Raw genomic sequence first — 26,718 nt, 5'->3', positions numbered from 1 at the left:
GCCTCCTGCGTGGAAAGACGCAAAACGCTAATATGTTCCCAGTTTGAGCAGCAACTCGGCAAGTTGAACCTGAGGTCGCCGGGCCCGGGGTTCGTTGACTTCGATTGGACCGGGTTACTATACACGCACGTGCTCAACGTCTGCAGTTGCAGGGTGACCTCCATCGATCAAAGGTTTGTGTCTTATGCTCAGCAACAGCCTGGCTGCCTTTTTCGGGCGGGATGTCGTGGAGGTCGCGCGCGATCTCATCGGCTGGCAATTTTGCGCCGACGGCGTCGGCGGCTTGATAGTCGAAACGGAGGCTTATCGGCTGGACGACGAAGCCTCCCACAGCTTCCGCGGTCCGGGATTGCGCAACGCCGTGATGTTCGGCCCTGCCGGGCATGCCTATGTCTACCGCTCCTACGGAATTCACTGGTGCATCAACTTCGTCTGCCTGCCCGGTAGCGCGGTGCTGATCCGTGCGCTGGAACCGAACACCGGTCTCGACAGGATGGCAGCGCGACGCGGCACGGATAATCTTGCGCAACTGTGCAGCGGTCCCGGCAAGCTCAGCCAGGCGCTGGGCATCGAACTCGCACACAACGGGCTGCCTCTGGACCAGCCGCCGTTCACACTGACTGCGGGTCCTGCGATGGACATCGTTTCGGGGCCGCGGATCGGCATCACGCGCAATGTCGCGGCTGCCTGGCGGTTCGGAGCGGCAGGATCGCGCTTTGTCAGCCGTAAATTTGGCTGATGCCGCATCGGCAGGCTCCGGCATTTGCTATTCCATGGCAATGCTGTGGTCGACCTTCGGCGGTGCAGCCGGCTTGCGCAGCAGGATGACCAGCGGCATGGCAAACAGCGACATCAGCATCAGCAGCTTGAAGTCGTCGATATAGGCGATGATCGTCGCCTGCAGGGTAACGATATTGTCCAAGCTGGCGCGGCCAATCGCGGTCAGCGGGCTTAGGCCCTGGGCGGCTGGTGCGTCGAACGCGTGGTTGAACGGCGTCACGTAGGCAGCAATCGATTCGTGGTTGCTCTGGGTATTGCGGATGATCAGCGCCGAGACGATGGAGATGCCGACGCTGGAGCCGATATTGCGCGATAGATTGTACAGCCCTGTCCCCTCGCCGCGCATGTGCGCCGGCAGGGTCGCGAATGCGACGGTGGTCAGCGGTACGAACAGGAAGCCCAAACCGGCGCCTTGGACAAAGCCGACAACGATGATCGTCGTTTGCGAGACATCGGGTGTCCAGCCGGTCATCTCGTACATCGCCCAGGCCGTGAGGCCGAGCCCCAGCAGCAAGAGCCAGCGCGTATCCACCTTGCCGATGAGGCGCCCGACAAGAAACATGCAGACCATGGTGCCGAGGCCACGCGGTCCCATGACGATGCCCGCCGTGACGACAGGATAGCCCATCAGGGTCTGCAAATAGGGCGTCATCAGCGCCAGCGATGCCAGATAAGTGACACCGACGATAAAGATGAAAAACATGCTGACGGAAAAATTCTGATCGAGAAAGAGACGCGGGTTGACGAAGGATTTCTCTGTGGTGAATGTGTGGACCACGAACAGGTAGAAGGCGCAGAAGCAGACCAGCGCTTCGACGATGATCTCGCCGGATGAAAACCAGTCCAGTTGCTCGCCCCTGTCGAGGAAGAGCTGCAACGAAGCTATGCCGAGGCTCAGCATGCTGAAGCCGAAAACGTCGAGCTTAGCCAGCGCGTCGACCTTCGTCTCTTTGACGAAGACGACGATGCCCATAAAGGCGACAAGGCCGATCGGCACGTTGATGTAGAACACCCAGCGCCAGCTAATATGGTCTGTCAGCCAGCCGCCGATGACGGGGCCGAGCACCGGACCAACCATCACCGAGACACCAAACAGCGCCATGGCCTTGCCGCGCTCCTCGACGGAGTAGATGTCCAGCAGGATACCCTGCGACAACGGCACGAGAGCCGCGCCGAAAAGACCTTGCAACAGGCGGAAGCCAACAATCTGCACCAGAGACTGGGCAAAGCCACAGAGCACAGAGGCGGCCACGAAGCCGGCGATTGCCGTCAGCAGCACACGCTTGCGGCCGAACTTGGCGGACAGGAAGCCCGATGGCGGCGTCATGATGGCGGCAGCGACGATGTAGGAGGTCAGCACCCAGTTGATCTGGTCGGAACTGGCTGCGACACTGCCCTGGATATACGGCAATGCCACATTGGCGATCGTCGTATCCAGCGCCTGCATGATGACCGCGAGAATGACACAGGCGGTGATTGCGCCGCGGTTGGCGATGACGGGCGCGGCGCCGTCGGATGGGTTACTCATGACCCTTGCCATCGGAACGGCCCAGCAGTTTTGCGACAAAATCCGGCAAGCCACGAGCGTGGCCCGTGTCGACGTCCACTTCCGTGCTCATGCCGACCCGAAGCGGCGGTTTGCCGGCGGCATCGTCGATGTTCACCCGCATCGGGATGCGCTGGACCACCTTAACCCAGTTGCCGGTGGTGTTTTGCGCCGGCAGCAACGAAAAGCTGGAGCCCGAGGCGGGACTGATGCTGGCGACAGTGCCCGTCCAGACCGTGCCCGGACAGGAATCGACGGAGATGGAGACTTTCTGGCCCGGCTTGACGTAGGTGAGTTCGGTTTCCTTCGGGCTGGCGGCGATCCACATGTCGTTCGACGACACCAGTGAAAAGCCTTGCTGGGCAGCCGCGAGGTAGCCACCAACTTGGAGGCTGTCGACATTGGTCACGGTGCCATCGAAGGACGCCCGAACCACGGTGTCGTCGAGCTGGCGCTGCGCGTCGTCGACGGCGGCTTTGGCCTGCAGATAGGTGGGGTTCTGCTCGAGCGGCTGGTTAAGGTCACCGCCGATCTGAGCCAGCGTTGTGGCGGCCTGGGCTTTGGCGACCGCTACTTTCTGCTTGGCGGCGTCGAGGTCGTGCTTGGCCGAATCAAAGGCGGCCTTGGAGGCTGCGGAGCTGTTGATCAGGCTCTGCTGGCGATCGAACGAGGTCTGGTAAAACGGCAGGTCCGCCTCGGCCTGGGCAATCTCCGCCAGGGTCTGCTGGTAGCTGGCCTGCAGGTTCAGGATCTGGTTGCGGGCAACGCCGAGCTGTGCCTTGGCACCCTCCAGCGCAATCTGGAAGGAATCGGGCTTCAGTCTGAACAGCACCTGGCCCTTCTTCACCTGTTCATTTTCATGCACCTCGATGGCAGCGACGAAGCCGCTGACATCGGTGGAAACCCCGACCATGTCGGCGCCGATATAGGCGTTGTCGGTGGACATGACCTGCCCGCCGGTGACGTAGAAATAGCCGCCGATGACCAAGACGATGGGGAGCGCCGCGAACAGGATCAGCCGCGTTGCACCACGACGTTTGCGCGGTGCTGAGGGCACTGCCGCAGGCGGGACGACTGCGGTCGGCGCCGCGGTCGGATTGCCGGAGGGTCCCTCGGCGATCTCGTCCGTCGTGACGACACGCATGGTCTTTTCGGATTTGGCGGATCTGGGAAGAGGTAGTCGTTCAGCCATGGGAGGTCTCTTGCTGGCACAGCGCCAACCGGCAGCTGTCAACTTGGTTGGGGCGAGAATTTGTGAAGAATGTCGGGACGAGCGGGAAATGCGCGCGACGGCCCCTCGCCGACGGTCTGTTATGACCAGGGAGCTTGTGGGAGCAGGAATTCAGGACGACAGCCGGCTCGCACACTTGGCGGCGCGCTGTAACGCCTTCGGATAAAGCGTGGAAAGAGAAAATCGTCATGGGCATAAAGCCTGCTATTCGTTAGCATGCTTACTATACCCTAATACATAATAAGTCAAACGTTCTATATCGCTCTAGCTGTATACAAAGCCACAAACGCAAGAAAGCCGGCGATGACCGCCGGCTTTCCTGTTAGTTCAGATTTTAAGGTATTAGCGGCGGCTGAGAAGGCCGACGACGTAGGCGACACCTGCGGTCACGGCGAGCGCGAAAAGCGGCTCTTCGCGAACCTTGTCACGGACGCGAGAGGTTACCAGAGCGGCCTCTTCCGTCACAACCGTCTTGGCACCCTGGCTGATCGCCACAACGCTTTCAGACAGCTTTGCCAGATCTTCCTTGAGGGCAGTGATCTGCGCGGAAAGATCCTGCGCTGCTGCTTCAGTTTCGACACGTGCTGCTGCGGATTGGATGGAAGCGGTTTTCAGTTCAGCCATTTTTCAGCTCCTTTGTTTGTGCCCGATAAACGCCGAGTATCGGCATTGGTTCCGCGCATTTTGCGATTTCGGCGGATGCTCTTCAATTCCCGTGCGGATTGCTCTAAGGAACAGCCAATGCTTCGCCTGATTTGCGAGGCCGTTCCATATTGAGGTTAGCATTCCGATGTTTGAACTGCTGAGAGAATTGGCCCGCACCTGGGTCGCCAAGGGCCTGATGCTGTTGCTAGTGGCATCCTTCGGGATCTGGGGCGTGTCGCGGTCCTTGATCGGCGGAAGCACCGGATCGACCGTGATTACCGTCGGGGACCAGCAGATCGGCGCCGCGGAATACCGCCTCGCCTATCGACGCCAGCTCTCGGCGCTGAGCCAGCAGTTCGGAACGCAGCTGTCGCCGGAGCAGGCCCGCGCCTTCGGGCTTGAACAGCAGACCAACTCCCAGCTCGTCGCTGGCGCCTCGCTGGACCAGTTGGCAGCCGACATGAACCTCGGCCTGTCGCAGGACCGGCTCGCCAAACTGATCGGCGAAGACCCGGCATTCAAGTCGAACACAGGTCAATTCGACCGCGGGCTGTTCACCAGCCGCCTCGCCAATGCTGGTATCAGCCAGGATGACTATATCAATGAGCGCAGCAAGGTCGCAGTTCGCGGCCAGATCGTCGATTCCATATCCAACGGCTTCAAGGCACCGCAAACGCTGGTTGCCGGCCTGAAGGAATTCCACGACGAAAGCCGCAGCATCGACTACCTGATCCTCACCAATGCGAACATCGATCCGGTCAAGGCACCGGCTGACGACGTGCTGGCGAAGTGGTTCGAAGGCGTAAAGTCGCGGTATCGTGCGCCGGAGTATCGCAAACTCTCCTACGTGAAGCTGCAGGCAGCCGACATTGCCGATACCGCCGCCATCACCGACGATGCGGTGCGCGCCGAATTCGAAAAGCGCAAGGAAAGCTTCACGACGCCGGCGACCCGGACGATCGAACAGCTGAGCTTTGCCAACAAGGACCTGGCGGACGCGGCTTCCGTCGCCCTTAAAACCGGCACGACCTTCGACCAGCTCGTAACCGACCAGGGCAAGACCGCCAGCGACGTCATGCTCGGCACATTTAACAAGGCGAGCGTTCCGGATTCAGCCATTGCGGAACCGGCTTTCGCTGTCACCAAGGACGGCGGCACGACAGGCGTCATCGAGGGATCGTTCGGACCGGTGATCCTGCGCGTCACCAACATCAAGGTGGAAAGCGCCAAGTCGTTCGAGGACGTCAAGGAAGACCTGCGCAAGCAGATGGCAATTGCCGCAGCGTCTTCTCAGATCGCAGACCTGCACGACAAATTCGAAGATGCACGCGGCTCCGGCGCGACACTGGTCGAGGCAGCTCAGCAACTGAAACTGAAGCCAGTGACGGTCGATTCCGTCGACGCCACCGGCCTCGACAAGGCTGGGAATGAGGTCAAAGATATTCCCGAGCGCCAGAAGCTGCTCGCAGAAGCCTTCAAGACCGATGTCGGCGTCCAGGCACTTCCCGTTCCCATCGGCAGCGATGGCTATGTCTGGTTCGACGTACTGGACGTGACCCCTGAGCACGATCGTCCGCTTGCCGAGGTGCATGACAAGGCCGCTGCCGACTGGACAGCGGAACAGCAGAAGGTCGCCCTCGCCGCTAAGGCCACCGCCCTGAAGGATGAGGCCAAGAAGGGCAAGTCGCTCGCCGATATTGCCGCGCCGCTTGGCATTGCCGTCGAGAACAAGACCAACGTGACGCGCAACATGGACGACAGCGTCCTTGGCCGCGCCGGTGTGTCGGCAGCATTCTCCGGACCTGTCGATACGGTTGCCAGCGCCATCGGCGGCGACGACACGACGCAGATCCTGCTGAAGGTAACCGACGTCAACACGACGCCGCCAGCCACGGATGTCCTTGCCAACCAGGACCAGCAGATTTCCAGGATTGCAGACGCTGCTGGTGACGATATCCTCGACCAGATGGTTGCCGAGTTGCAGACGAAATACGGCGTGACCGTAAACCGCGAGGCCGCGGCTCAGGCCGTGCAGCGCTAAGCTAGGGAACCGACCTCGATGGCCGATCTGAAGCCACTGCTTGCCAAAGTCGCCGGCCATGAAAGTCTGACGCGCGACGAGGCGCGGCAGGCCTTCGAGATCCTGATGTCCGGCGAAGCGACGCCGTCGCAGATCGGCGGCTTCCTGATGGCGCTGCGGATGAAAGGCGAGACCGTCGACGAGATCGTCGGCGCCGTCACCACGATGCGCGCCAAGATGCTGCCTGTGGAAGCTCCGGCCGATGCCATCGACATCGTCGGCACCGGCGGCGACGGGACCGGCACCTACAATATCTCCACCCTCGCCGCCTTGATCGTCGCAGGTTGCGGCGTTCCCGTCGCAAAGCATGGCAACCGCGCGCTGAGCTCCAAGTCCGGTGCTGCCGACAGCCTTTCGGCGCTGGGTGTGAAGCTCGACATCTCGCCGGAGCATATAGGCCGCTGCATCCGCGACGCCGGCATCGGCTTTATGTTCGCCCAGATGCACCATTCGGCGATGCGCCATGTCGGCCCGTCCAGGGTGGAACTCGGTACCCGGACGATCTTCAATCTTCTCGGCCCCCTGTCGAACCCTGCGGGCGCGCGCCGTCAGTTGCTTGGCGTCTATGCGCCGCAATGGGTGGTGCCGCTTGCCGAAGTGCTTCGCGATCTCGGTGCTGAAAGCGTGTGGGTCGTCCATGGCGACGGCCTCGACGAGATCACCACGACGGGGATGACGCAGGTCGCGGCACTCGAAGACGGCAAGATCAGGACATTCGAACTCGGCCCCGGCGATTTTGGCGTGCAGCATGCTGTTCTGGCCGACCTCAAGGGCGGCGACGGCGTTGCCAATGCGGCAGCCTTGCGTGCCGTGCTCTCCGGCGAAAAAAATGCCTATCGCGATATCTCGCTGATCAACGCCGCTGCATCGCTGGTCGTAGCCGGCAAGGCCGGGACCGTCATCGACGGCATGCGGCTTGCCACAAAATCGCTCGACAGTGGCGCTACGGCTGCCGCTCTCGACAGGCTGATTGCCGTCTCCAACGACAGCGACTGAAGGAAGGGCGCTCGCCATGACCGACATTCTCAAAAAGATCGAAATCTACAAGCGGCAGGAAATCGAGGCCGCAAAGGCATCGGTGTCGCTTGCCGAACTCAAGGCCATGCAAGCGGACCAGACCCCGCCGCGCGGCTTTCACCGGGCACTCGTGGCAAAGCATGAGGCAGGCATGTTCGGGCTCATCGCCGAAATCAAAAAGGCAAGCCCGTCCAAGGGGCTGATCCGTGCCGACTTCGATCCGCCGGCATTGGCTGCGGCCTACGAAGCGGGCGGAGCTGCCTGTCTTTCCGTGCTGACCGATGCCCCTAGCTTCCAAGGCTCCCCGGCGTTCCTGACTGCTGCCCGCGCCGCCTGCAGCCTGCCCGCCTTGCGCAAGGATTTCATGTTCGAGACCTACCAGGTGCAGGAAGCTCGCGCCTGGGGTGCCGACTGCATCCTTCTCATCATGGCATCGCTTTCGGACGAGGATGCGGAGCGCCTTCAGGACGAAGCCTTCGGGCTCGGCATGGATGTGCTGGTGGAAGTGCATAACGAGCCGGAAATGGAGCGTGCGCTGAAACTGTCGTCGCCGCTGATCGGCATCAACAACCGCGACCTGCGCACTTTCGAGGTCAGCCTTGCCACCAGCGAAAGACTGGCACCAATGGTGCCCGCGGATCGGATAATCGTCGGCGAAAGCGGCATCTTCACCCACGCCGACTGCCTCAGGCTGCAGGCATGCCGGATCGATACCTTCCTGGTCGGCGAAAGCCTTATGCGCAAGGACGATGTGGCAGCGGCAACGCGAACCCTCCTGACAGGCGAAGCCGCCGCGCTGGCGGCCGAATAGCATGGCGGCAGAGCACGGCAGCCTCACGCACATCGATGCGTCCGGCGAAGCGCACATGGTCGATGTCGGCAACAAGGCGGAGACCATGCGCAGTGCCACGGCTTCGGGCCATGTTAAGATGCAGCCGGAGACACTACGGCTGATCCTCGAGGGCAATGCCAAGAAGGGCGACGTCATCGGCACGGCCCGCCTGGCAGGGATCATGGGCGCCAAGCAGACATCGAGCCTGATTCCTCTTTGTCATCCGCTCATGCTGACGAAGATCGGTGTGGAGATCACGCCCGACGACAGCCTGCCCGGATTGCGTGTGACGGCAACTGCCAAGCTTACGGGACGCACCGGCGTCGAAATGGAAGCATTGACCGCCGTCTCCGTTGCCTGCCTGACTATCTACGACATGGCTAAGGCGGCCGACCGGCTGATGGAAATCGGCGGCATCCGGCTCGAGGAAAAGTCCGGCGGCAAATCCGGCGACTTCCGGCTTGCAGGCCCATCCCCATGAGCTTGCTGCCTGTTGCCGAAGCGCAGGCGCGCTTGCTGGACAAGGTGCGGCCTGTCGCCGAGCACGAGACTGTGACCCTCAGTGATGCCTCCGGCCGTGTACTGGCGAGAGACCTTCCCGCCCCCCTCACCCAGCCGCCTTTCGACGCCTCCGCGATGGACGGATACGCGATCCGGCACGCCGATCTCTCTGGACCGAATAGCAGTTTGAAAGTCATCGGCGTCTCGGCCGCCGGCCATGCCTTCGATGGGTCGGTTGCCGACGGAGAAGCAGTTCGGATTTTCACGGGCGCACCTCTGCCAGACGGTGCCGACAGCGTGCTTCTGCAGGAGGATGTCGAGACGACGGAGGATGGCAGCATCCGCTCGACCTATCCGGTACGCGCCCGCCAGCATGTGCGACCACGCGGTCAGGATTTCGTCGATGGCGAGATCGTGCTGCCGCACGGCACCGTCATGGACTTCACCCGGCTTACGGTGGCAGCAGCCATGAACCATGCGACGCTGGACGTCTTTCGCAGACCGCTGGTGGCGATCCTTGCCACCGGCGACGAACTCCTGCCGCCCGGCTCAGTCCCCGGCCCGTCGCAGATCCTTGCCTCAAGCACCTTTGGTATCGCAGCGCTGGCCCGTCAGGCCGGAGCCGATATCCTCGACCTCGGCATTGCGCCGGATGACAGCGCGGCAATCACGGCGGCTGTGGAACGTGCGCGCGACGCCGGTGCAGACGTCATCGTGACGCTCGGCGGGGCCTCCGTAGGAGACCATGACCTTGTGCAGGCGACGCTTGTCGCAGCGGGCATGCAGCTCGACTTCTGGCGCATTGCCATGCGGCCGGGCAAGCCGTTGATGGTCGGCAGTCTCGGGCCAACCCATGTCCTCGGCCTGCCCGGCAATCCGGTGTCGAGTCTCGTATGTGGGATCCTGTTCCTGGAGCCGCTGATCCGCAAGCTTGCCAGCCTTCCGCCGATCCAGCGTGGCGCGACAGCGCTGACGGCGACACCGCTTGCCGCGAACAACCAGCGTCAGGACTACGTCCGCGCAACGCTTTCCAAATCGAGCGATGGCAACTGGCTTACAGAGCCTTTCGACAAGCAGGATTCCTCGATGATGAAGATCTTCGCGCAGGCGGATTGCCTGATCGTCCGGCCGCCGAATGCACCGGCAATGCCGGCCGGCATGCCCTGCCCCATCCTCCTGCTGCGGCCCGACCTGCAGGGCTGACGCCCTTAACAAGCAACCGTTAGAATCACTTCGGGCGGCTTGCGCCGCCCGATGGAAGATCGTGTCTCGCCGATAGGCTTACTTGACCGGCGGCTTTTCGTGGTGGCCGCCGAAGCCGGCGCGCATGGCTGACAGCACCTGGTTGGCAAAGCCGTCATTGCCGCGCGAAGAGAAGCGGCTGAACAGGGCCGCACTCAGGACAGGTGTCGGAACGCCTTCGTCGATAGCCGCGGAAATCGTCCAGCGGCCTTCGCCGGAGTCCGAAACGCGTCCGGCATACTGCGACAGGGCGGGATCTTCGTGCAGCGCATCTGCCGTCAGATCGAGTAGCCAGGAGGTGATGACGCTGCCGCGACGCCAGACTTCGGCGATTTCCGGGATGTCGAGGTTGTACTGGTAGAATTCCGGGTTGGACATCGGCGCTGTCTCGGCGTCTGCCTCGGCCTGCTGCATGCCGATATTGGCATGGCGCAGGATGTTGAAGCCCTCTGCGTAGGCAGCCATCAGGCCATATTCGATGCCGTTGTGGACCATCTTGACGAAGTGACCGGCGCCATGCGGACCGCAATGCAGGAAGCCCTGCTCGGCCGTGCTTTTGGCAGCAGCGACTTCGCTGCGCTGGGCGGACGACTTCACGTCGCCCATGCCGGGCGCGAGCGTTGCAAAGATTGGCGACAGATGCTGGACGGTCGGCGTTTCGCCACCGATCATCAGGCAATAGCCGCGCTGCAGGCCGAACACGCCGCCGCTGGTGCCGACGTCGACATAGTGGATGCCCTTCTGCTTCAGCATCGCCGCACGACGAATGTCGTCATGATAATAGGAGTTGCCGCCATCGATGATGATGTCGCCCTCTTCGAGCAACGGCACCAGCTTGGTCAGTTCGTTGTCGACGATGGCTGCCGGCAGCATCATCCAGATGGCGCGTGGCTTATCCAGCTTGGCGACAAAGTCCTCAAGGCTGGAGCTGCCGGTGGCGCCCATGCCCTTGAGGTCCTCGACGCTCTGGGCGCGCGCGTCGAAGACGACGGCCGTGTGGCCGCTCTTCATCAGCCGCTGCACCATGTTGCTGCCCATGCGGCCGAGGCCAATCATACCAATCTGCATAGTCACGTCTCCTTGGGACGGTTTTGGAGCGGTCGCTCCGGTCAAGTGTATAGGGTGATTTTGCGACAGGCCTTAGTGCTCGCAAATTACGGCGTCGAGGGTTAGCAGGCAAGCGTAGCTGCGAAACATCAAGAATACGTGAGCAACCCTAATCGTTTGAATTACATCTTCCTACTGCCATTGGGGCGCAGGCTCAAGCCTCCAATGTGGGGCCGATGTAACGAGCGCGTGGTCGGATAAGCCGCCCACCCAAAGCCTGCTCGATCGCATGTGCCAGCCACCCTACCGCCCGCGCCATCGCAAATATGATCATCGGCGCATCGCGCGGGAGGTCGTAGGCGACGGCAAGCGCCGTCAGGGCGAAGTCGGCATTGACGCGTTCGCCGACGATTTCCTCCGCTGCCGCCTGCAGGTCGGCGAAGGCCGTAGGGAGCTCGAAATGTCGGAGCAGCGTGGTGGCCCTGATATCGCCGTGCGGATAAAGGCGATGCCCGAAGGCCGGCAGCTTGCGCCCCTGAGCTAGATAACGGTTCACCGCCTCGTGGGCACCGAGCTCCTCGGCGTTGCCCACGAGTACCCTCACAGCCTGCCAGGCGCCGCCATGCAGCGGCCCCGTCAGCGTCGCCAGCCCGGACAGGACCGCCGTAGACAGGGAGGAGCCTGTCGAGGCTGTGACGCGGGCGGCAAAGGTCGAGGCATTCAGTTCGTGATCGGCAAACAGCACCAACGCGCAGCGAATGATCGACGCTGCGGCAGGGCGGCCCCAGCTTTCCGCCAGACGTCTATGCAGGGGCTGGTCGGCGGACCAGGGAGCGAGCACATTTGCGACCGTGGCAAGCACGCTCTGCGCGTCGGCCTGCAGCGCGGACTGGGATCTCTCCATGGACGGTAGATCCCGCGTCGCCCGACCTGCCAGTGCAACCAAAGCCGATGCGATTGTCGCGCCGTCTTTCGAGCCGTCGAGCTTCGCCAGGGAAGACAGCGGACGGCGCATATCCCAGAGCAGGGCTGCAACTTCCTCAAGCGTCGCATTCTCCGACAGCGCTGCAGCATCCCTGCCCCTGTAAAACAGCCGGCCATCGGAAACGGTCGAGACCGCCGAGGGCAGCATGGGATCACCCCATTGGATTGCTTCGGCAGCAACAGTTTCGCTCTTGCGGCGACCGGCCTGGCGGTTGGCGAGCCGGAGCACGTCATCGCGAAAATAAAGGCTGCGGCGGCCCTCGGCCGGATCGGGCTTGGCACGGATGCGACCCCGGCTGACATTGGCGTACAAGGTCTGCTGTTTCGTTCCGAGCAGTTGCAACGCCTGCTCTGCAGTCAGCCACGACATGGCATCCTCATATTGATCGAAAGCATCAAGATTGACGTCAATACAAATGGCGCCGATCCTCTCGCATAGTCAAAGGAGAAGACGATGAAAAGTGGATTGGACGATGTCATTGCCGCAGAAACCCGATTGTCCGATGTCGACGGGCTCGCCGGTCGACTGGTGATACGTGGCGTGTCGCTGGACGACCTCGTGGCAACGAGCCGCTACGAGGACGTTGCGCAGCTGTTGCTTTCGGGGCTTTTTCCGGAAACGAACGATGTCGATGGGCTGAAGTCACTCATCGGTGACGCAAGAGTTTCGATGTTCGACATCGTAACCGAGAGCGAAGCGGGCCTGTTCAGGTTGCCGCCGGTCGAAGCTATCAGGGCGCTGCTTGCCCGCGTGCCGGATGGTGCGGACCGTGCCACGGCTCTCAGGTTGCTGGCAGCACCTGCCGTGTTCCTGCCGGCAGTTCTGCGGCTGCGCGACGGCAAGCCGGCGATACGCCCGGATGCCGGCCTTTCGCAGTCCGAGGATATTTTGCGAATGCTCACCAGCATCATGCCCACGGCTGAACAGACGGCGGGACTAGATGCCTATCTGGTCACCATCGCCGACCACGGATTGAACGCCTCGACGTTTGCAGCCCGTGTCATCGCCTCGACCCAGGCGGGGCTCACTTCCTCCGTGCTCGGGGCGCTCGGAGCCTTGACCGGTCCGCTCCATGGTGGTGCGCCGGGGCCGGTGCTCGATATGCTGGACGCCATCGGCGAACCCGCCAACGCCCGCGCCTGGATCGCCGCCGAACTCGACAAGGGCGAGCGGCTGATGGGGTTCGGTCATCGCATCTACCGGGTGCGCGATCCGCGCGCCGATGCCCTGAAGGCAGCACTAAAGCCGATCGTTGCCGCCGGACAGGTGGACGGACGACGGATGGCGCTGGCGGAAGCCGTGGAGCAGACCGCACTGGCTTTATTGCGCGAACGCAAGCCGGATCGCCCTATCGAGACTAACGTCGAATTCTACACGGCCTTGCTGCTCGATTCGCTCGGTTTCCCCAGGGAGTCATTCACCGGCGTGTTCGCAATCGGCCGCACGGTCGGCTGGATTGCCCATGCGCGCGAGCAGGTGCTGGACGGACGACTCATCCGCCCGCAATCCCGCTATACTGGGCCACTGCCCAAGGCCGCCTGACGATCGGTAGACAAACCCGGATCCGCCGCTATTGGTGGATCCGGAAGACAGCCGATCATGCCAGATCCATCAGTTCGTGGTGGATTGCCCAGCGGCGAGGTTCAGGGTCACATCGTCATAGCCGCGCATCTTGTAGACCAGCGTCGAGATCAGCCAGCTGACGACGAAAATGCCGACGACGGCGTAGCCGAAATTGGCGAGATTGTCGTTGAGATCGGCAATTGTGCCCCAAACGCCGCCCTCGAGCCCGAACTTATCGACGAGAAGGCCAAGTGCCTCCATGCCGCCGATGAAGATCGCCACGGCGACCGAGGCGGCGGTGATCGTCAGATTGTACCAGAGCTTGCGCATCGGATTGATGAAGGCCCAGCCATAGGCACGGGTCATCAAGACGCTGTCGGTGGTGTCGAGCAGCGACATGCCGGCCGTGAAAAGCGCTGGGAAAACGAGGATCGTCCAGAACGACATGCCCTGCGCAGCTTGCGTCGCCGATATCCCGAGCAAGCCGATTTCCGTTGCCGTGTCGAAGCCGAGGCCAAATAGAAAGCCGATGGGGTACATGTGCCATGAGCGCGTGACGATCTTGAACATCGGCCGGAAGATGCGCGCGAGAAAGCCGCTGTTCGACAACAGTGCATCGAGGTCTTCCTCGACGATCGTCTCGCCGCGCCTGGCGCGACGGAAAGCTGCCCATATACCGCGCAGCACGAAGAAATTGGCAACGCCGATGGCGACCAGGAACAGCGCTGAAACGGATGTACCGACAATGCCGCCGACATCGCGGAAAGCGCCGAGCGGCATCATCGAAGCAGTGGCGGCAATGGCGATCGATGCGAGCACGACGATGCTGGAATGACCGAGCGAAAAGAAGAAACCAACGGAAACCGGCGATTTCTTGTCCTGCACCAGCTTGCGCACGACATTGTCGATAGCCGCAATATGATCGGCATCGAAGGCATGCCGCAAGCCGAGCATGTAGGCAAGGAATGCCGTCCCCAACAAGGCTGGACGGTCTGAAAAGGCGGTCCATGCCCAGACCCACGCACCGATATTGAAGCCGATCAGCAGGACGTAGGTCATGGTGATCTTCGTCCCGGCACGGTCTTTCCGGTCGTCAAACGGATTGGGCATAGAACATCGTTCTCCTTTGCGGACAATAGGCCGCAAACTGCCATGGAAAGAAAATCGAGACGAGAGGCAAATGACGTAGTTTTGCGAAAATTTGATGCAGCGCAAAAAGAAACCCGGCTTTCGCCGGGCTCCAAGTGTTTTCCTGATCTGCCTTGTCGCCTTAGACTAGGCGGCTCTGTTCGAGTGCTGCCTCGATGAAGCTTGCGAACAGCGGATGCGGGTCGAGAGGACGGGACTTCAGTTCCGGATGGTACTGGACGCCGATGAACCATGGATGATCGGGGTACTCGATCGTCTCCGGCAGCACGCCGTCCGGTGACATGCCGGAAAATACCAGGCCGCAGCTTTCCAGCCGGTCCTTGTAATCGACATTGACCTCGTAGCGATGGCGATGGCGTTCGGAAATATCCGAAGATCCATAGATCTCCGCGATCTTCGTGCCTTTCTTGAGCGCTGCCTTGTAGGCGCCGAGGCGCATCGTGCCGCCGAGGTCACCTGAGGCCGCGCGTTTCTCTAGCTGGTTGCCCTTGATCCATTCGGTCATCAGGCCGACGACCGGTTCGCTGGTGGCGCCAAATTCCGTCGACGAGGCGTGCTCGATGCCGGCCAGGTTGCGGGCCGCCTCGATGACCGCCATCTGCATGCCGAAGCAAATACCGAAATAGGGAACTGCGCGCTCGCGGGCGAATCGGGCCGCGTGGATCTTGCCTTCCGATCCGCGCTCGCCGAAGCCGCCGGGCACGAGAATGCCGTGCACCTTTTCGAGATAGGGAGCCGGGTCTTCCTTTTCGAAGACTTCCGATTCGATCCACTCGAGCTTCACCTTGACGTGGTTGGCGATGCCGCCGTGATGCAGCGCTTCGATCAGCGACTTGTAGGCATCCTTGAGGCCAGTGTACTTGCCGACGATGGCAATGGTCACCTCGCCTTCGGGCGTATGGATACGATTGCAGACTTCTTCCCACGCTTCGAGACGCGGCTTCGGTGCCGGTTCGATACCGAAGGCGGCCAGCACTTCGTTGTCGAGACCTTCCTTGTGGTAGGCCGTCGGCACATCATAGATATTGGCAACGTCCAGCGCCTGGATAACAGCGGACTGGCGGACATTGCAAAACAGCGAAAGCTTCTTGCGCTCGGCTTCCGGGATCTCGCGATCGGCGCGTACGAGCAGGATGTCGGGGTGAATACCCAGCGCCTGCAGTTCCTTGACGGAATGCTGGGTCGGCTTGGTCTTCAGCTCGCCGGCAGCCGGAATGTACGGCATCAGCGTCAGGTGGACGTAGACGGCCGTGCCGCGCGGCAGGTCGTTGCCGAGCTGGCGGATGGCCTCCATGAAAGGCATCGCCTCGATATCGCCGACAGTACCTCCGATTTCGCAGATGACGAAGTCGTAGTCGTCGTTGCCTTCGGTAACGAAATCCTTGATCTCGTTGGTAACGTGCGGAATAACCTGGACGGTGGCGCCGAGGTAGTCGCCGCGCCGTTCTTTGTCGATGATGTTCTTGTAGATGCGACCGGTTGTGATGTTGTCGGTTTTGGTGGCGGAGCGGCCGGTAAAGCGCTCGTAGTGCCCGAGGTCGAGGTCGGTCTCTGCGCCGTCATCCGTGACGAAGACTTCGCCGTGCTGTGTCGGGCTCATGGTGCCCGGATCGACATTCAGATAGGGGTCGAGCTTGCGCAGGCGGCATCTATAACCGCGGGCCTGCAAGAGTGCTCCGAGAGCAGCGGCCGCAATTCCCTTGCCTAGAGAGGAAACCACGCCGCCGGTGATGAATACATATCGCGCCATGGGAGCCACCGGTTACCTTTTAACAAATGATTCCGCCAGCCCCAAAATTCTTTTCCAGAACTTTTGAAGACGAGGCGGAGGATGGACAAAATAAAACCGGCAGGTTTTGAGACCTGCCGGAGGATCGTTTCAGGGTCTGTTACTGACCCGTGGGGACACCGGTCGGCGCCGGTGCCGGAGCTGGCGTTGCCGGAGCAGCCTGGCCGGAAGGCGAAGCGGGTGCCGTCCCTGCCGGTGCAGTCCCAGCAGGGGCCGTGCCCGTTGCAGGCTTTGCGCCGCCGAGCGAGTCGAGAATGCCACCGCTCTTCGTCTGTCCAGCCGGCGTGATCCGGTCGAGAATGTCGGTCGGGCGACCTTCATAGCGCGACAGGACGCCGAGACCGAGCGACGTGATGAAGAACAGCGTCGCAAGGATCGCCGTCGTCCGGGTCAGCGCATTGGCAGCGCCACGGGCGGACATGAAGCCCGACCCACCGCCGACGCCAAGGCCGCCGCCCTCGGAGCGTTGAATAAGAACCACTCCGACCAGCGCAAGCACGATCATGAGATGAATGACAATCAATACGGTCTGCATAGGTCCAGTCCCGCCCGCGTATACGGGCATAAGAATAAAAGCTCGCGGCTCTTTACATGAGCCTCTCGCCTATTCCAAGCCTTTTCATCGCGGCCCGCCCCTGCAGCCGAAAAACGGCAGGAGGCGGCCAGCGTCAGGCCGTGTGTTTCAGATATGCGTTGTATATCGCGTTGAAATCGACCGATTTCAAGCTCGCTCCGCCGACCAGCAAGCCATTGACGTTATCGATGCCGATGAGAACAGCTGCGTTGGCAGGGTTCGCGGAGCCGCCGTAGAGGAGCCGCATGCTTTTACCAGTCCGTCCCAGCCGCGCCACGAGATCGGCGCGCATGAAAGCATGAGCGGCGGCAATCTCGTCTTCCTGCGGCACAAGGCCGGTTCCGATGGCCCAGACCGGCTCATAGGCGATGACGGTATCGTCCGCCGTCGAGCCGCGCGGGACCGATGCTTCGATCTGCCGCTTCAGAACATCGATAGTATGGCCGGATTGACGCTCTTCGGCAGTCTCGCCGACGCAGACGATGGCGGTCAGTCCCGCCGCATGTGCGGCCTCCGCTTTGGCACGCACGAGTTCGCTGCTGTCGCCATGGTCCCGGCGCCGCTCGGAGTGACCGACGATCACATAGGTGCCAAAGCAATCCGCAATCATTTCAGCGGAAATATCCCCGGTGTGGGCGCCAATGCGGTGCTGGTGGCAATCCTGGGCGCCGATCGCCAGCGGGCTGTCATCGCAGAGTGCGGTCGCCACATAGAGCAGCGTTGCCGGTGGGCAGAGCAGTGCCTCGACCTTCTCCGCCTGCGCCTGATCGATCGCATCCGCGATAGCCTTGATTTCCGTCAGGCTGTCCCGCGTGCCGTTCATTTTCCAGTTGCCCGCCAATAGCGGACGTATCTTCTGTGTCATGGCGCCTCTCCTCCCGTCGCTTTGCATGCGGACCTAGCAAAAGAATCGGCAAAATGAAAGTTGCGCGCCATTACGCCATCCCGATTGCCATCCGTCGCTCCGCCCGAAAGCAAAAATTGCGATCATGGCGAGGGTAAAAACAGCCAGTTGAGGGTCTTGCGCCAGTCCAGCATGCGCAATGGCGTTCCGTGGGTGCCGTTCGTATAGAGCGTGAAGCGGGTCGGATACTTCGCCTTGATAAGCTTTTCGAACTGCGCCTGCTGGTCTGCAGCCGCATAGACCTTGTCGGCGCTGCCATGGGCAAACCAGATCGGCAGCCGGGCTTTGTAGAACGGGCTCTTGGCGAAGGTCGGGTCGGTCACGGCTGACATCATCACCATGCCGGAAAGCCGCTTGACGCTCTCGACATCCCGCGTGATCCCCCAGCAGACGATGCTGCCCATCGAGGCGCAGGACAGAATCACAGGCTGTCCGCCTGATTGTTCGGAGGCTGCCCGGATCAGCGCTGCGACATCGGCCACGCCTTCTGCATCGAACGTCCTGATGGTCGGCGCATAGTAGCTGCCGCCATTGTCGACCACGAGATTTTTCAGCCGGTTGAAGTTTCCGCCGAACATATAGTCGTTCGAGCCCAGCCGCCGGTCACCGGCTCGACCGTGGATAAAGATAACAGTGAATGCCTGCCCGCTCGCAGGTCCCACCCTGGTGACATCGAGTTTGCGTGCACCGAGAGCCAGTGTCTCGTCCGTCTGCTTCCAGCGGACGCCGAGCCCGAGATAGGCCGGCTTGACGCGGCGCTCCGGAACGATGTCCCGGCCGTTGATGTCGCGCATCTCCTGGTAGTCGATGGTCTCGAACGCACCGTTATCGTGGCTCTCGACGACGGTCTGGCTGGAAAAGAGCTCGTCCTTGAACGGTTTCAGTTGCACGGCAGACGCGTCCGTGGCCAGGAAGGCGATAAACGCGACGGTGGCAGCGATCTTGAGGAAATGAACTGTGGACATTGGCATGCCGATGGGACCCTTTGAAGAACTGTGGCTTGCCATTCGGCGGTGGCCGACGCAAATCTTTTTTCCAATTGGTCCCGGAATCTGCCTGCGTCGCTTTTTTGCTAGATTTCTGCCAGAATCCGGATCAGTCGAGCGTGCAGCGCCATTCGATTCGCTCTGGCCTGCAACCGCTCGCGGGGATTACTCTCACTTTAAGATTTGAACACGCTTATGGATGACAGCAACGATCTCTTTTCCGCAGTCTCGACGATCGCCGCAGCCCCGGAAGTCGCCAAGAAGGCAGATGCCCCGAAGAAGCCGGAAGTCGCAGCCGCTCCTCGCCCGGCGCCGCCGACGCAATCTTCTTCGGACGGCTACGACGCCTCGGCCATCCGCGTGCTCGAAGGCCTCGAACCCGTGCGCATGCGCCCCGGCATGTATATCGGCGGTACCGACGAAAAGGCGCTTCACCATCTGTTTGCCGAAGTCATCGACAATTCGATGGACGAAGCCGTCGCCGGCCATGCGAATTTTATCGAGGTCCATCTCGACGTCGAAGGCTACCTGACCGTCAGCGACAATGGCCGCGGCATTCCGGTGGAAAACCATCCGCAGGTGCCGGGCAAGTCGACACTCGAAGTGATCATGACCAAGCTGCATGCGGGCGGCAAGTTCGATGGCAAGGCCTACGAGACCTCAGGCGGTCTGCACGGGGTCGGCGTCTCCGTGGTCAATGCGCTTTCGGACGACATGGAAGTCGAAGTTGCCCGCAACAAGAAGCTCTATCGCCAGCGCTTTTCACGCGGCATTCCGCAGGGCGGTCTCGAGGAACTCGGCGATATCCACAATCGTCGCGGCACGCGCGTGCGCTTCCATCCCGATCCGCAGATCTTTGGCGATCACGCCAAGTTCGATCCGGCCCGTGTTTTCCGCATGGCCCGCTCCAAAGCCTATCTTTTCGGCGGCGTCGAGATCCGCTGGAGCTGCGATGCCGGCATGCTGCCGGAAGGCTCCGATATTCCCGACAAGGCAGTCTTCCATTTTCCGGGCGGCCTGAAAGACTATCTGCAGGCGACAATGGGCAAGGAGTTCACCGTCACCCGCGAGATCTTTGCAGGCAAGTCGGAGAAGGCCAGCGGCCACGGCTCTCTGGAATGGGCGATCAGCTGGTACGGCGGCGATCCGCAGGTCCATTCCTATTGCAACACCATTCCGACCGCCGAAGGCGGAACCCATGAGGCAGGCCTGCGCATTGCGCTGCTGAAGGGTTTGAAGAACTACGCCGAGCTGACGCAGAACAAGCGCGCCGCCGCGATCACCACCGACGACGTGATGATTTCAGCCGTCGGCATGCTGTCGGTGTTCATCCGCGAGCCGGAATTCGTCGGCCAGACCAAGGATAGACTGGCCAGCGCCGAAGCCCAGCGCATCGTCGAAAATGCCCTGCGCGACCCCTTCGACCACTATCTCGCCGACAATCCGGCGGAATCCGAAAAGCTGCTCGACTGGGTGATCGAACGTGCCGAGGAACGCCTGCGTCGTCGCAAGGAAAAAGAGGTCAATCGCAAGACCGCGGTCCGCAAGCTGCGGTTGCCGGGAAAGCTGTCCGACTGCTCGCAGAATACGGCCGCCGGTGCCGAACTCTTCATCGTCGAAGGCGATTCGGCTGGCGGTTCAGCGAAGCAGGCTCGCAACCGATCCAATCAGGCGATCCTGCCATTGCGCGGCAAGATCCTCAATGTCGGCAGTGCCACCCGCGAAAAGCTGTCGGCCAACCAGCAGATTTCCGACCTGATCCAGGCCCTCGGCTGCGCAACGCGCGCCAAATACCGGGACGAGGATCTGCGCTACGAACGCATCATCATCATGACCGATGCCGACGTCGATGGCGCCCACATTGCGTCGCTGCTGATCACCTTCTTCTACCAAGAAATGCCGGACCTGATCCGGGGTGGCCATCTGTTCCTCGCGGTGCCGCCGCTCTACCGGCTGACCCAGGGTGCAAAAACCCTTTATGCCCGGGACGATGCGCACCGTGCCGAGATCATGAACACGGTGTTCAAGGGCAAGAAGGTCGAAATCGGGCGCTTCAAGGGCCTTGGCGAAATGATGCCGGCACAGCTCAAGGAAACGACGATGGACCCTGCGCGGCGGACGCTGCTGAAGGTCGCAATCGACGATGTCGATTTCGAGGGGACCCGGGATGCGGTGGATGCCTTGATGGGCACCAAGCCAGACGCCCGCTTCCGCTTTATTCAGGAGCGCGCAGCCTTTGCGGAAAATCTCGATATCTAGGGTCGATATCGGGGAGCGACGCGAGGTAGACTTTTTCTCCTCCACAACCACTTGCGGTCGCATCGCTGTCACGGCGGCGTAATATAGGCCATTGCGGGCCTTACCCTTGAATCAGCCTGGTTCATGCCCCATAACCAATTGAACTGAAATGAAGACAGAAGTCCGGGTGGGTATGTTCGAACGTCAAAAGCCGGGGGAACCGAGCTGGCTGGGACCAGCGACACAGGCACGGATGGCGCTGATCCCGTCGATCTCCGCCGCGCGCTGGTTGCTGCTGCTTATCGCGCTGGCCGCTATCTACTTCTTTTACGGCTTCATCGTTCCGGTGCTGGCAGCGCTGGTCATCGGCTTTGCGACCTGGCCGATCTATCGCGACATCCTGCGCCGCACCGGCAATCGGCGCACCATCGCCGCCTCCATCGCCATCATTCTGATCATTGCCTTCCTTGTGCTTCCGATCGTCTTTGCGGTGATCTACACCTCCGGCGAGGTGAAGGAGTGGTTCACTTGGGCGCTGCACGTCAATCGCTTCGGCGCTCCGACGCCGCTGTGGATCATGGACCTGCCGATCGCCGGGCCGTGGCTCAATGAGCAATGGACGCATTATGTCGGCGTTCCCGGTGCCATCGGCGAAATGGCGCAGGTCGTCAGCGGCGCCAACATCGGCAACATCTACCGCGCGGTCCTTGCGGCAGGCGGTGGCGCATTCCACGTGATCCTGACGCTGCTGTTCATGATGATCGCGCTGTTTTTCGTCTATCGTGACGGCATCGGTTTCGTGCGGCAGCTGGATCTGATCGGCGAGCGCATCTTCCCCAATCGCTGGGCGCGGATCTCACGGGTCGTGCCGATCACCATCAGTTCGACGGTCATGGGCATGACAGTCATCGCCATCGGTGAAGGCATCGTCCTCGGCGTCGCCTACTGGATCGCTGGCGTCCCCTCGCCCGTGACGCTCGGCGTGCTCACCGGTGTGATGGCGCTCATTCCCGGCGGCGCGCCCCTGTCATTCACGCTGGTCTCACTCTATCTGCTCGGCAGCGGTGCCCAGGTCGCCGGCGTCGCGCTGCTCGTCTGGGGCACGGTCGAGCTTTTCATCGTCGACAAGACGCTGCGACCGAGACTGGTCGGCGGCCCCATCAAGCTGCCGTTCCTGCCGACGTTTTTCGGCCTCGTCGGCGGCGTCAAGACGATGGGCTTTCTCGGGCTGTTTATCGGTCCGGTGCTGATGGCGATCATCGTTGCGATCTGGCGCGAATGGATCCGCGAAGTCGAGCTTGCAGAGGACGAGCAGGAATACAACGACGCCGAACAGCCGCTGCGCATTCACCGCGACGTTCCGAAGGCCGATCTGGATGCCAGCGCTGTCCGCTAGTCGTAACCGGTCATTTCGAGATAACCGCGGCCCTTTTGCGTTCCCTGGAAGCTGATCGGCCCTTCCCAGTATGGAAAGCGCGTTGCCATCCAGGCCTGCGCATTCAGCGGGCTGGTCGTCACACTGAAATTGCGGGCCGGGATATCCAGGCGCCATTCGGTCGGCACGGTGTGGCCTGAGACGTTCGTTGTCTTGAGCGGCGTCATGGTCAGGGCGCCTTTGGGTAACGGCGTCGGCTTGCCATCGGCGGCAATCCAGGTGGCCGAGGTGAAACCCGCGCCGCTGTCGCGCAGCCGGAAACCCATCAGCTTTTCACCGTTTTCGAGATGCAGCGAAAACCAGTCCCAGCCCTTCTGGTCGGCCGAAAGCGGCTGCGACGACCACTCCCGATCGAGCCACGCATCCCCGGTCACGGCGACATCGCCACCCGGCAGTTTCAGCGTGCCCTTTGCCGCGTAGAACGGCTGCGAATAGTATTCGCTTGCCTGACCGCCGGCCGATTTCACCGAATAGCCGCCATCGCCCTGCGCCAAGATGGGACCTTTCGCGTCGAGAGTGAGATCGTAGCGAAAACTTGCACCGGTGGCAGTGAGATCGATGTGGGACAGCGCGTCGCCACCTGCCGGTTTATCCGGACGCGTCTTCATCTGCCAGTCGTCGATCCACGCCGCAAAAGGCGTCGCCGTGACCCCGGCAGCGCCTGAACCATCGCGCGAAAACTTTTCGGCGACGAAATGCTGCGTCGGCGTGGTCACGGCGGCGTTGCCCATCCAGATCTGCGGACTGGACCAGTTCGCCTTCGCGCCGGGCGACAGCGCCGAGCGGAACAGCGTCCACTGCACGCCGTAGTCCTTTCCATCCGCCCCCCTGAGATCGGCGGTCAGGTACCACCACTCGATGCGGTAGTCCGGATGCGGGCCATGGTCTGCCGGAAAGCTGAAGGGCACACCTGGTTTGGGGACGGCGAAGCCATCGGCACTGGTGCCGAGACCGGCGAACCCCTGGGCGTTGACCATCCCGCCTTGAAAACCGACGGCGAGTGCGATGCAAAACAGCAATGCTCTAACGCTCATTGGCGAAAACCTTCAGCAGATCGGACGGCGAAACCGTCGCCAGTCGGCGGAGGGGGATGAGCGCCGCCAGCAACGCTGCAACCAGCGCAAAGACAGCCAGCCGCAGCCAGTCCGAGGGAAACAGGTGCATCGGCAGGCGCCAGCCGAATGCCTCGACGTTGACGATCGCAAGTAACACCCAGGCAAGACCGATACCGACCGGCAGCGCCGCAAGGAGGGTAAGTGCCGCCAGCACCATGGTGCGCGCCACTTCGAGCGCCACTAGATGGCGACGGGTCAGCCCCATAGCCCAGACCGGCGCGATCAGCGACAAGCGCATGCCTGACAGGGTCATGAGACTGGCAAACATCGCGAGACCGGCGACACCGAGCGTCAACACATTGAGGGCGCCGGTGACGGCAAATGTCTTTTCGAAGATCTCCAGCGACTTGGCTTTGATGCTCGCCTGGTCGACGACGTTCTGCGACGGCAGGTGAAACTGTGCCTCCAAGGCTTCGACAAGCGCCGGGGTCTTGGCCGGGTCGAGACGCAGCCCGTAACGGAGCCGAGACACGTTCGGATAGTGGGTCGTCAGCGCATCGATACCGACAATGGCTTGACCGATCGGATTGCCATAGTCGGAATAGACGCCGACGATGGTGGTCTTCCAGTTGCCCGGCAGGACCAGGGGGTCGCCGACCCTGAGTTTCTCGCGGCGCGACATCTGCTCGTTGATCAGCGCGGCATTTCCTGCAGCGATCCGGTCCCAGACGCCGGGGACGGCCTGCAGCATCGGCCAGTTGTCCCGGTATATACGGTCGTTGGCGACGCCGAAGACCTGCGCCGGGCGACCGGCGACGGTACCTTCGACATTCCAGATCGGCAGCACGGCATCGACGCGGGGGGCGAGCCATGTGCGCAAGGCCGATGCCTCGCCCTCGTTGCGGGCGGTGACGTAGAGTTCGGCTGCCAGCCGCTGATCGAGCCAGCCGATGAAGGTCAGGCGAAAACTCGCGACCATCGTGCCGACGCCGACATTCGCTGACAGGGCCAGCAGCAGCGCCATCAGCGCCAGGGAAAGTCCGGGCAGTTGCTGGCGGGTATCGGCCCAGAACCATTGCGTCAGGGGACCGCGTGCCAGGCGCTGCATGACCGACAGCATCAAGGTCATGACCACGGGCAAAAGCAGCGCCGAGCCGAGCAGCAGGCCGGCCAAAACCGCAAACCCGGCCACCAGACCGGAGCCCCAGAACGCCAGCGTCAGACCGACCGCGAAAAAACCGAGCGCCAGACCCGACTGGACCCGGAGGGCTGCCTCCGACGCCCTCGCCCAGGCGCGCGGCTGCGCGGGCGCCAGCAATGGCAGTCTCCAGACCTGCCAGAGGCTCTGTGCCGACGACACGAGGGTGCCGAGGACGGCAATGGCCATACCCGTAGCCCACCACTCCGGCCGCAACGTCAGCGTGCCCGGCACTGCGGCACCATAGAGCCCCTGTAATGTGGCAGCCACATCCGGCAAAAGGGCGGATGCAACGAAATAACCGAGCACCACCCCGCCAAGCCCGGCAACCAGGGCGAGGATGAGCAATTCCGCCAGCAACAGTCCGATCAAGGCCCGGGCGGACAGGCCCAGAGACCGGAGCGTCCGGAATGTCTGGCGACGCTGCTCGAAGGCAAGACCGATAGCCGAGTAGACGATGAACAGCCCGACGGCGAAGGCCAGCAGTCCGAAGGCGGTCAGGTTGAGATGGAAGCTGTCGGTCAGCCGGACGAGGTCGCCCTGCGGGTCCGGCGCGTGAATGACGAGACCTGGTGCTATCGACGCCAGCGGTGCGAGCCCGGCCGGCTGGTGGGGGTCGAGGATCAGTCGGCTGACCTGTCCGTGTTTGTCCAGAAGGGATTGGGCGATGCCGATGTCGGCAAGCGCCGTTCCGGGCGGCAGGCCATCGGCCTTCTCCAGCGGCGGCGTCAGCTGGCCGGCCAATTGCGTGGCAGTGGCCGGCGAGACATACATGCGGCCCGGTGGCGTGATGAAGCTCAGGATATCATTACCTGCGCTGACGTTCACCTGTTGCGCCTCTGCGGGAAGGCTGACCGGATCGAGGCCTATGACGTGTATCCTGACGGTACCGAACCGGAGGTCGCCCTCGATGACGGGAGAGACCAGCCAGCCGGCACGCCGGAGAGCGACGAAATCGGACTGCGGTATCAGTTCGCCATCGGCGGAGACGATCTGCTGCAACCGGTCCTGGCCGAGCATGGCTGCCGCTCGGTCATAGCTGGCACGGGCTTCGGCGTTGATCGCCTGCACGCCTGACCACAAGGCCGTGGCCAGGGAGAGGCCGAGCAGCAGCATGGCCAGTTGCATCGGTCGGCGGCGCCAGTGGGACAGAAGCGCGGAGAGGCTGACTGCCAGCATCAGGTGATCCGCCCCGAGCGCAGATGGATGCGTGCATCGAGGCGTTCGGCGAGGCGCAGCGAATGCGTGACCATCAGCAACGCGGCGCCCGTCTCGGCCACCAGCGACAGCATCAGGTCAAGCACCGCGTCGCCCGTCGCTTCATCCAGATTACCGGTAGGCTCGTCGGCCAGCACCAGCTTTGGTCGTGCCGCCAGCGTGCGACCTATGGCAACACGCTGCTGCTGGCCGCCGGAGAGTTGCTCCGGGTAACGTTTCAGCAAGCCCGCCAGCCCCAGCCTCTCCGTCAGCTCTTTCTGCCAGCCGGTGTCGTGCCGTCCGGCAAGACGGGCGTGGAAGGCAAGATTGGCTTCGACGTCGAGCGAGGGAATGAGATTGAACTGCTGGAACACGAGACCGACCACGGTGCGGCGCAGCGCGGCGCGGCCGACATCGCGCAGATGCGTGACATCCGTGCCGGCGATGGCGATGCTGCCGGCATCGATGCTGTCGAGACCGGCTGCGAGATGCAGCAAAGTGCTCTTGCCGCTGCCCGATTCGCCCGTGAGTGCCAGGCTGCGGCCAGCGTCCAGACCGAGATCTATGGAATGCAACACTTCCAGTGGTCCCTCGACCGTCTGGTAGGACTTGCTCACACCTTGCATTGCGAGAACCATTGTATTCCTTATAAGGTCCACGGAGCGGCTGACCTCCTGCTTCGCGGTGGCCTAGGTCCATAGGACTGACTAATTTGACCCCGTAT

At 62.1% G+C, this 26,718-nt stretch carries 22 protein-coding genes; 9 read left to right on the top strand and 13 right to left on the bottom strand.

Annotated features, from left to right (window positions below):
- Positions 1-184: 184 nt before the first annotated feature.
- A complete protein-coding gene (locus PR018_RS06615; protein WP_142822677.1) occupies positions 185-739 on the top strand; it encodes a DNA-3-methyladenine glycosylase in 555 nt (184 codons plus the stop codon).
- A 27-nt stretch (positions 740-766) separates the two neighbouring features.
- Here the strand turns inward: PR018_RS06615 and PR018_RS06610 are convergent, their stop codons facing one another.
- The 3 genes from PR018_RS06610 to PR018_RS06600 form a co-directional block, all read right to left on the bottom strand.
- Positions 767-2,308, bottom strand: coding sequence for a DHA2 family efflux MFS transporter permease subunit (locus PR018_RS06610; protein WP_142822676.1), 1,542 nt, complete (start codon positions 2,306-2,308; stop codon positions 767-769).
- Positions 2,301-3,470: an HlyD family secretion protein gene (locus PR018_RS06605; RefSeq protein ID WP_244615224.1), complete on the bottom strand. Its 1,170-nt coding sequence runs from the start codon at positions 3,468-3,470 to the stop codon at positions 2,301-2,303. Before PR018_RS06605 ends, PR018_RS06610 begins: the two co-directional genes overlap by 8 nt.
- Before the next feature lie 429 nt (positions 3,471-3,899).
- Positions 3,900-4,181: a hypothetical protein gene (locus tag PR018_RS06600; RefSeq protein ID WP_142822674.1), complete on the bottom strand. Its 282-nt coding sequence runs from the start codon at positions 4,179-4,181 to the stop codon at positions 3,900-3,902.
- A gap of 166 nt (positions 4,182-4,347) precedes the next feature.
- On the opposite strand from PR018_RS06600, the gene PR018_RS06595 reads away from it, so the two are divergent.
- From PR018_RS06595 to PR018_RS06575, 5 genes are read left to right on the top strand one after another with little or no spacing between them, the layout of a single operon-like run.
- A complete protein-coding gene (locus PR018_RS06595; RefSeq protein ID WP_142822673.1) occupies positions 4,348-6,243 on the top strand; it encodes a peptidylprolyl isomerase in 1,896 nt (631 codons plus the stop codon).
- Between the two features lie 18 nt (positions 6,244-6,261).
- Positions 6,262-7,278: an anthranilate phosphoribosyltransferase gene (gene trpD / locus PR018_RS06590; protein WP_142822672.1), complete on the top strand. Its 1,017-nt coding sequence runs from the start codon at positions 6,262-6,264 to the stop codon at positions 7,276-7,278.
- A gap of 16 nt (positions 7,279-7,294) precedes the next feature.
- Complete coding sequence (trpC, locus tag PR018_RS06585; RefSeq protein ID WP_142828843.1) at positions 7,295-8,110, top strand: indole-3-glycerol phosphate synthase TrpC; 816 nt, start codon at positions 7,295-7,297, stop codon at positions 8,108-8,110.
- Position 8,111: 1 nt separating this feature from the next.
- Positions 8,112-8,612 carry a cyclic pyranopterin monophosphate synthase MoaC gene (moaC, locus tag PR018_RS06580; protein ID WP_142822670.1) on the top strand — a complete coding sequence of 167 codons (501 nt, stop codon included), beginning with the start codon at positions 8,112-8,114 and terminating at the stop codon, positions 8,610-8,612.
- On the top strand, positions 8,609-9,835 hold the full coding sequence (locus tag PR018_RS06575; RefSeq protein ID WP_142828845.1) for a molybdopterin molybdotransferase MoeA: 1,227 nt from the start codon (positions 8,609-8,611) through the stop codon (positions 9,833-9,835). Before moaC ends, PR018_RS06575 begins: the two co-directional genes overlap by 4 nt.
- Positions 9,836-9,913: 78 nt before the next feature.
- Here PR018_RS06575 and gnd read toward each other — a convergent pair whose 3' ends face one another.
- Together gnd and PR018_RS06565 are read right to left on the bottom strand one after the other, a co-directional pair.
- Positions 9,914-10,942: a phosphogluconate dehydrogenase (NAD(+)-dependent, decarboxylating) gene (gene gnd / locus PR018_RS06570; protein WP_142822668.1), complete on the bottom strand. Its 1,029-nt coding sequence runs from the start codon at positions 10,940-10,942 to the stop codon at positions 9,914-9,916.
- 193 nt (positions 10,943-11,135) lie between these two features.
- Complete coding sequence (locus PR018_RS06565; RefSeq protein WP_142822667.1) at positions 11,136-12,275, bottom strand: citrate synthase family protein; 1,140 nt, start codon at positions 12,273-12,275, stop codon at positions 11,136-11,138.
- 84 nt (positions 12,276-12,359) lie between these two features.
- Between PR018_RS06565 and PR018_RS06560 the strand changes: the two genes are divergently transcribed.
- Positions 12,360-13,448, top strand: coding sequence for a citrate synthase/methylcitrate synthase (locus tag PR018_RS06560; RefSeq protein WP_142822666.1), 1,089 nt, complete (start codon positions 12,360-12,362; stop codon positions 13,446-13,448).
- A gap of 69 nt (positions 13,449-13,517) precedes the next feature.
- On the opposite strand, the gene PR018_RS06555 is transcribed toward PR018_RS06560, so the two are convergent.
- The 5 genes from PR018_RS06555 to PR018_RS06535 all read right to left on the bottom strand — a co-directional run bounded on the left by PR018_RS06555 (position 13,518) and on the right by PR018_RS06535 (position 18,856).
- The gene (locus PR018_RS06555) at positions 13,518-14,579 is read right to left on the bottom strand and encodes a HoxN/HupN/NixA family nickel/cobalt transporter (protein ID WP_142822665.1); all 1,062 of its coding nucleotides are present in this window, start codon (positions 14,577-14,579) and stop codon (positions 13,518-13,520) included.
- A gap of 160 nt (positions 14,580-14,739) precedes the next feature.
- Complete coding sequence (locus PR018_RS06550) at positions 14,740-16,368, bottom strand: CTP synthase (RefSeq protein ID WP_142822664.1); 1,629 nt, start codon at positions 16,366-16,368, stop codon at positions 14,740-14,742.
- Positions 16,369-16,507: 139 nt separating this feature from the next.
- On the bottom strand, positions 16,508-16,942 hold the full coding sequence (gene secG / locus PR018_RS06545) for a preprotein translocase subunit SecG (RefSeq protein WP_142822663.1): 435 nt from the start codon (positions 16,940-16,942) through the stop codon (positions 16,508-16,510).
- Between the two features lie 133 nt (positions 16,943-17,075).
- A complete protein-coding gene (tpiA, locus tag PR018_RS06540; protein WP_142822662.1) occupies positions 17,076-17,846 on the bottom strand; it encodes a triose-phosphate isomerase in 771 nt (256 codons plus the stop codon).
- Between the two features lie 122 nt (positions 17,847-17,968).
- On the bottom strand, positions 17,969-18,856 hold the full coding sequence (locus PR018_RS06535; RefSeq protein ID WP_142822661.1) for a dienelactone hydrolase family protein: 888 nt from the start codon (positions 18,854-18,856) through the stop codon (positions 17,969-17,971).
- 210 nt (positions 18,857-19,066) lie between these two features.
- Between PR018_RS06535 and parE the strand changes: the two genes are divergently transcribed.
- Both parE and PR018_RS06525 read left to right on the top strand, forming a co-directional pair.
- Complete coding sequence (gene parE, locus PR018_RS06530; protein WP_142822660.1) at positions 19,067-21,130, top strand: DNA topoisomerase IV subunit B; 2,064 nt, start codon at positions 19,067-19,069, stop codon at positions 21,128-21,130.
- Positions 21,131-21,296: 166 nt separating this feature from the next.
- Entirely contained in the window at positions 21,297-22,505 is a 1,209-nt protein-coding gene (locus PR018_RS06525; protein WP_202617119.1) for an AI-2E family transporter, read from the top strand.
- On the opposite strand, the gene PR018_RS06520 is transcribed toward PR018_RS06525, so the two are convergent.
- The 3 genes from PR018_RS06520 to PR018_RS06510 are packed head-to-tail and all read right to left on the bottom strand — an operon-like array spanning position 22,502 to position 26,632.
- Positions 22,502-23,578, bottom strand: a complete 1,077-nt coding sequence (locus tag PR018_RS06520) for a lipocalin-like domain-containing protein (RefSeq protein ID WP_142822659.1) — start codon at positions 23,576-23,578, stop codon at positions 22,502-22,504. The two genes, PR018_RS06525 and PR018_RS06520, sit on opposite strands and share 4 nt — an antisense overlap.
- Positions 23,568-25,976 carry an ABC transporter permease gene (locus PR018_RS06515; RefSeq protein WP_142822658.1) on the bottom strand — a complete coding sequence of 803 codons (2,409 nt, stop codon included), beginning with the start codon at positions 25,974-25,976 and terminating at the stop codon, positions 23,568-23,570. The genes PR018_RS06520 and PR018_RS06515 overlap by 11 nt, the downstream gene beginning before the upstream one ends.
- Positions 25,976-26,632, bottom strand: coding sequence for an ABC transporter ATP-binding protein (locus tag PR018_RS06510; RefSeq protein ID WP_142822657.1), 657 nt, complete (start codon positions 26,630-26,632; stop codon positions 25,976-25,978). The genes PR018_RS06515 and PR018_RS06510 overlap by 1 nt, the downstream gene beginning before the upstream one ends.
- Between the last annotated feature and the right edge of the window lie 86 nt (positions 26,633-26,718).

This window comes from Rhizobium rhododendri, assembly GCF_007000325.2.
Classification (GTDB): domain Bacteria; phylum Pseudomonadota; class Alphaproteobacteria; order Rhizobiales; family Rhizobiaceae; genus Rhizobium; species Rhizobium rhododendri.
The sequence above is the reverse complement of the archived record's forward strand: the minus strand, read 5'-3'. Positions and strand labels throughout refer to the sequence as shown.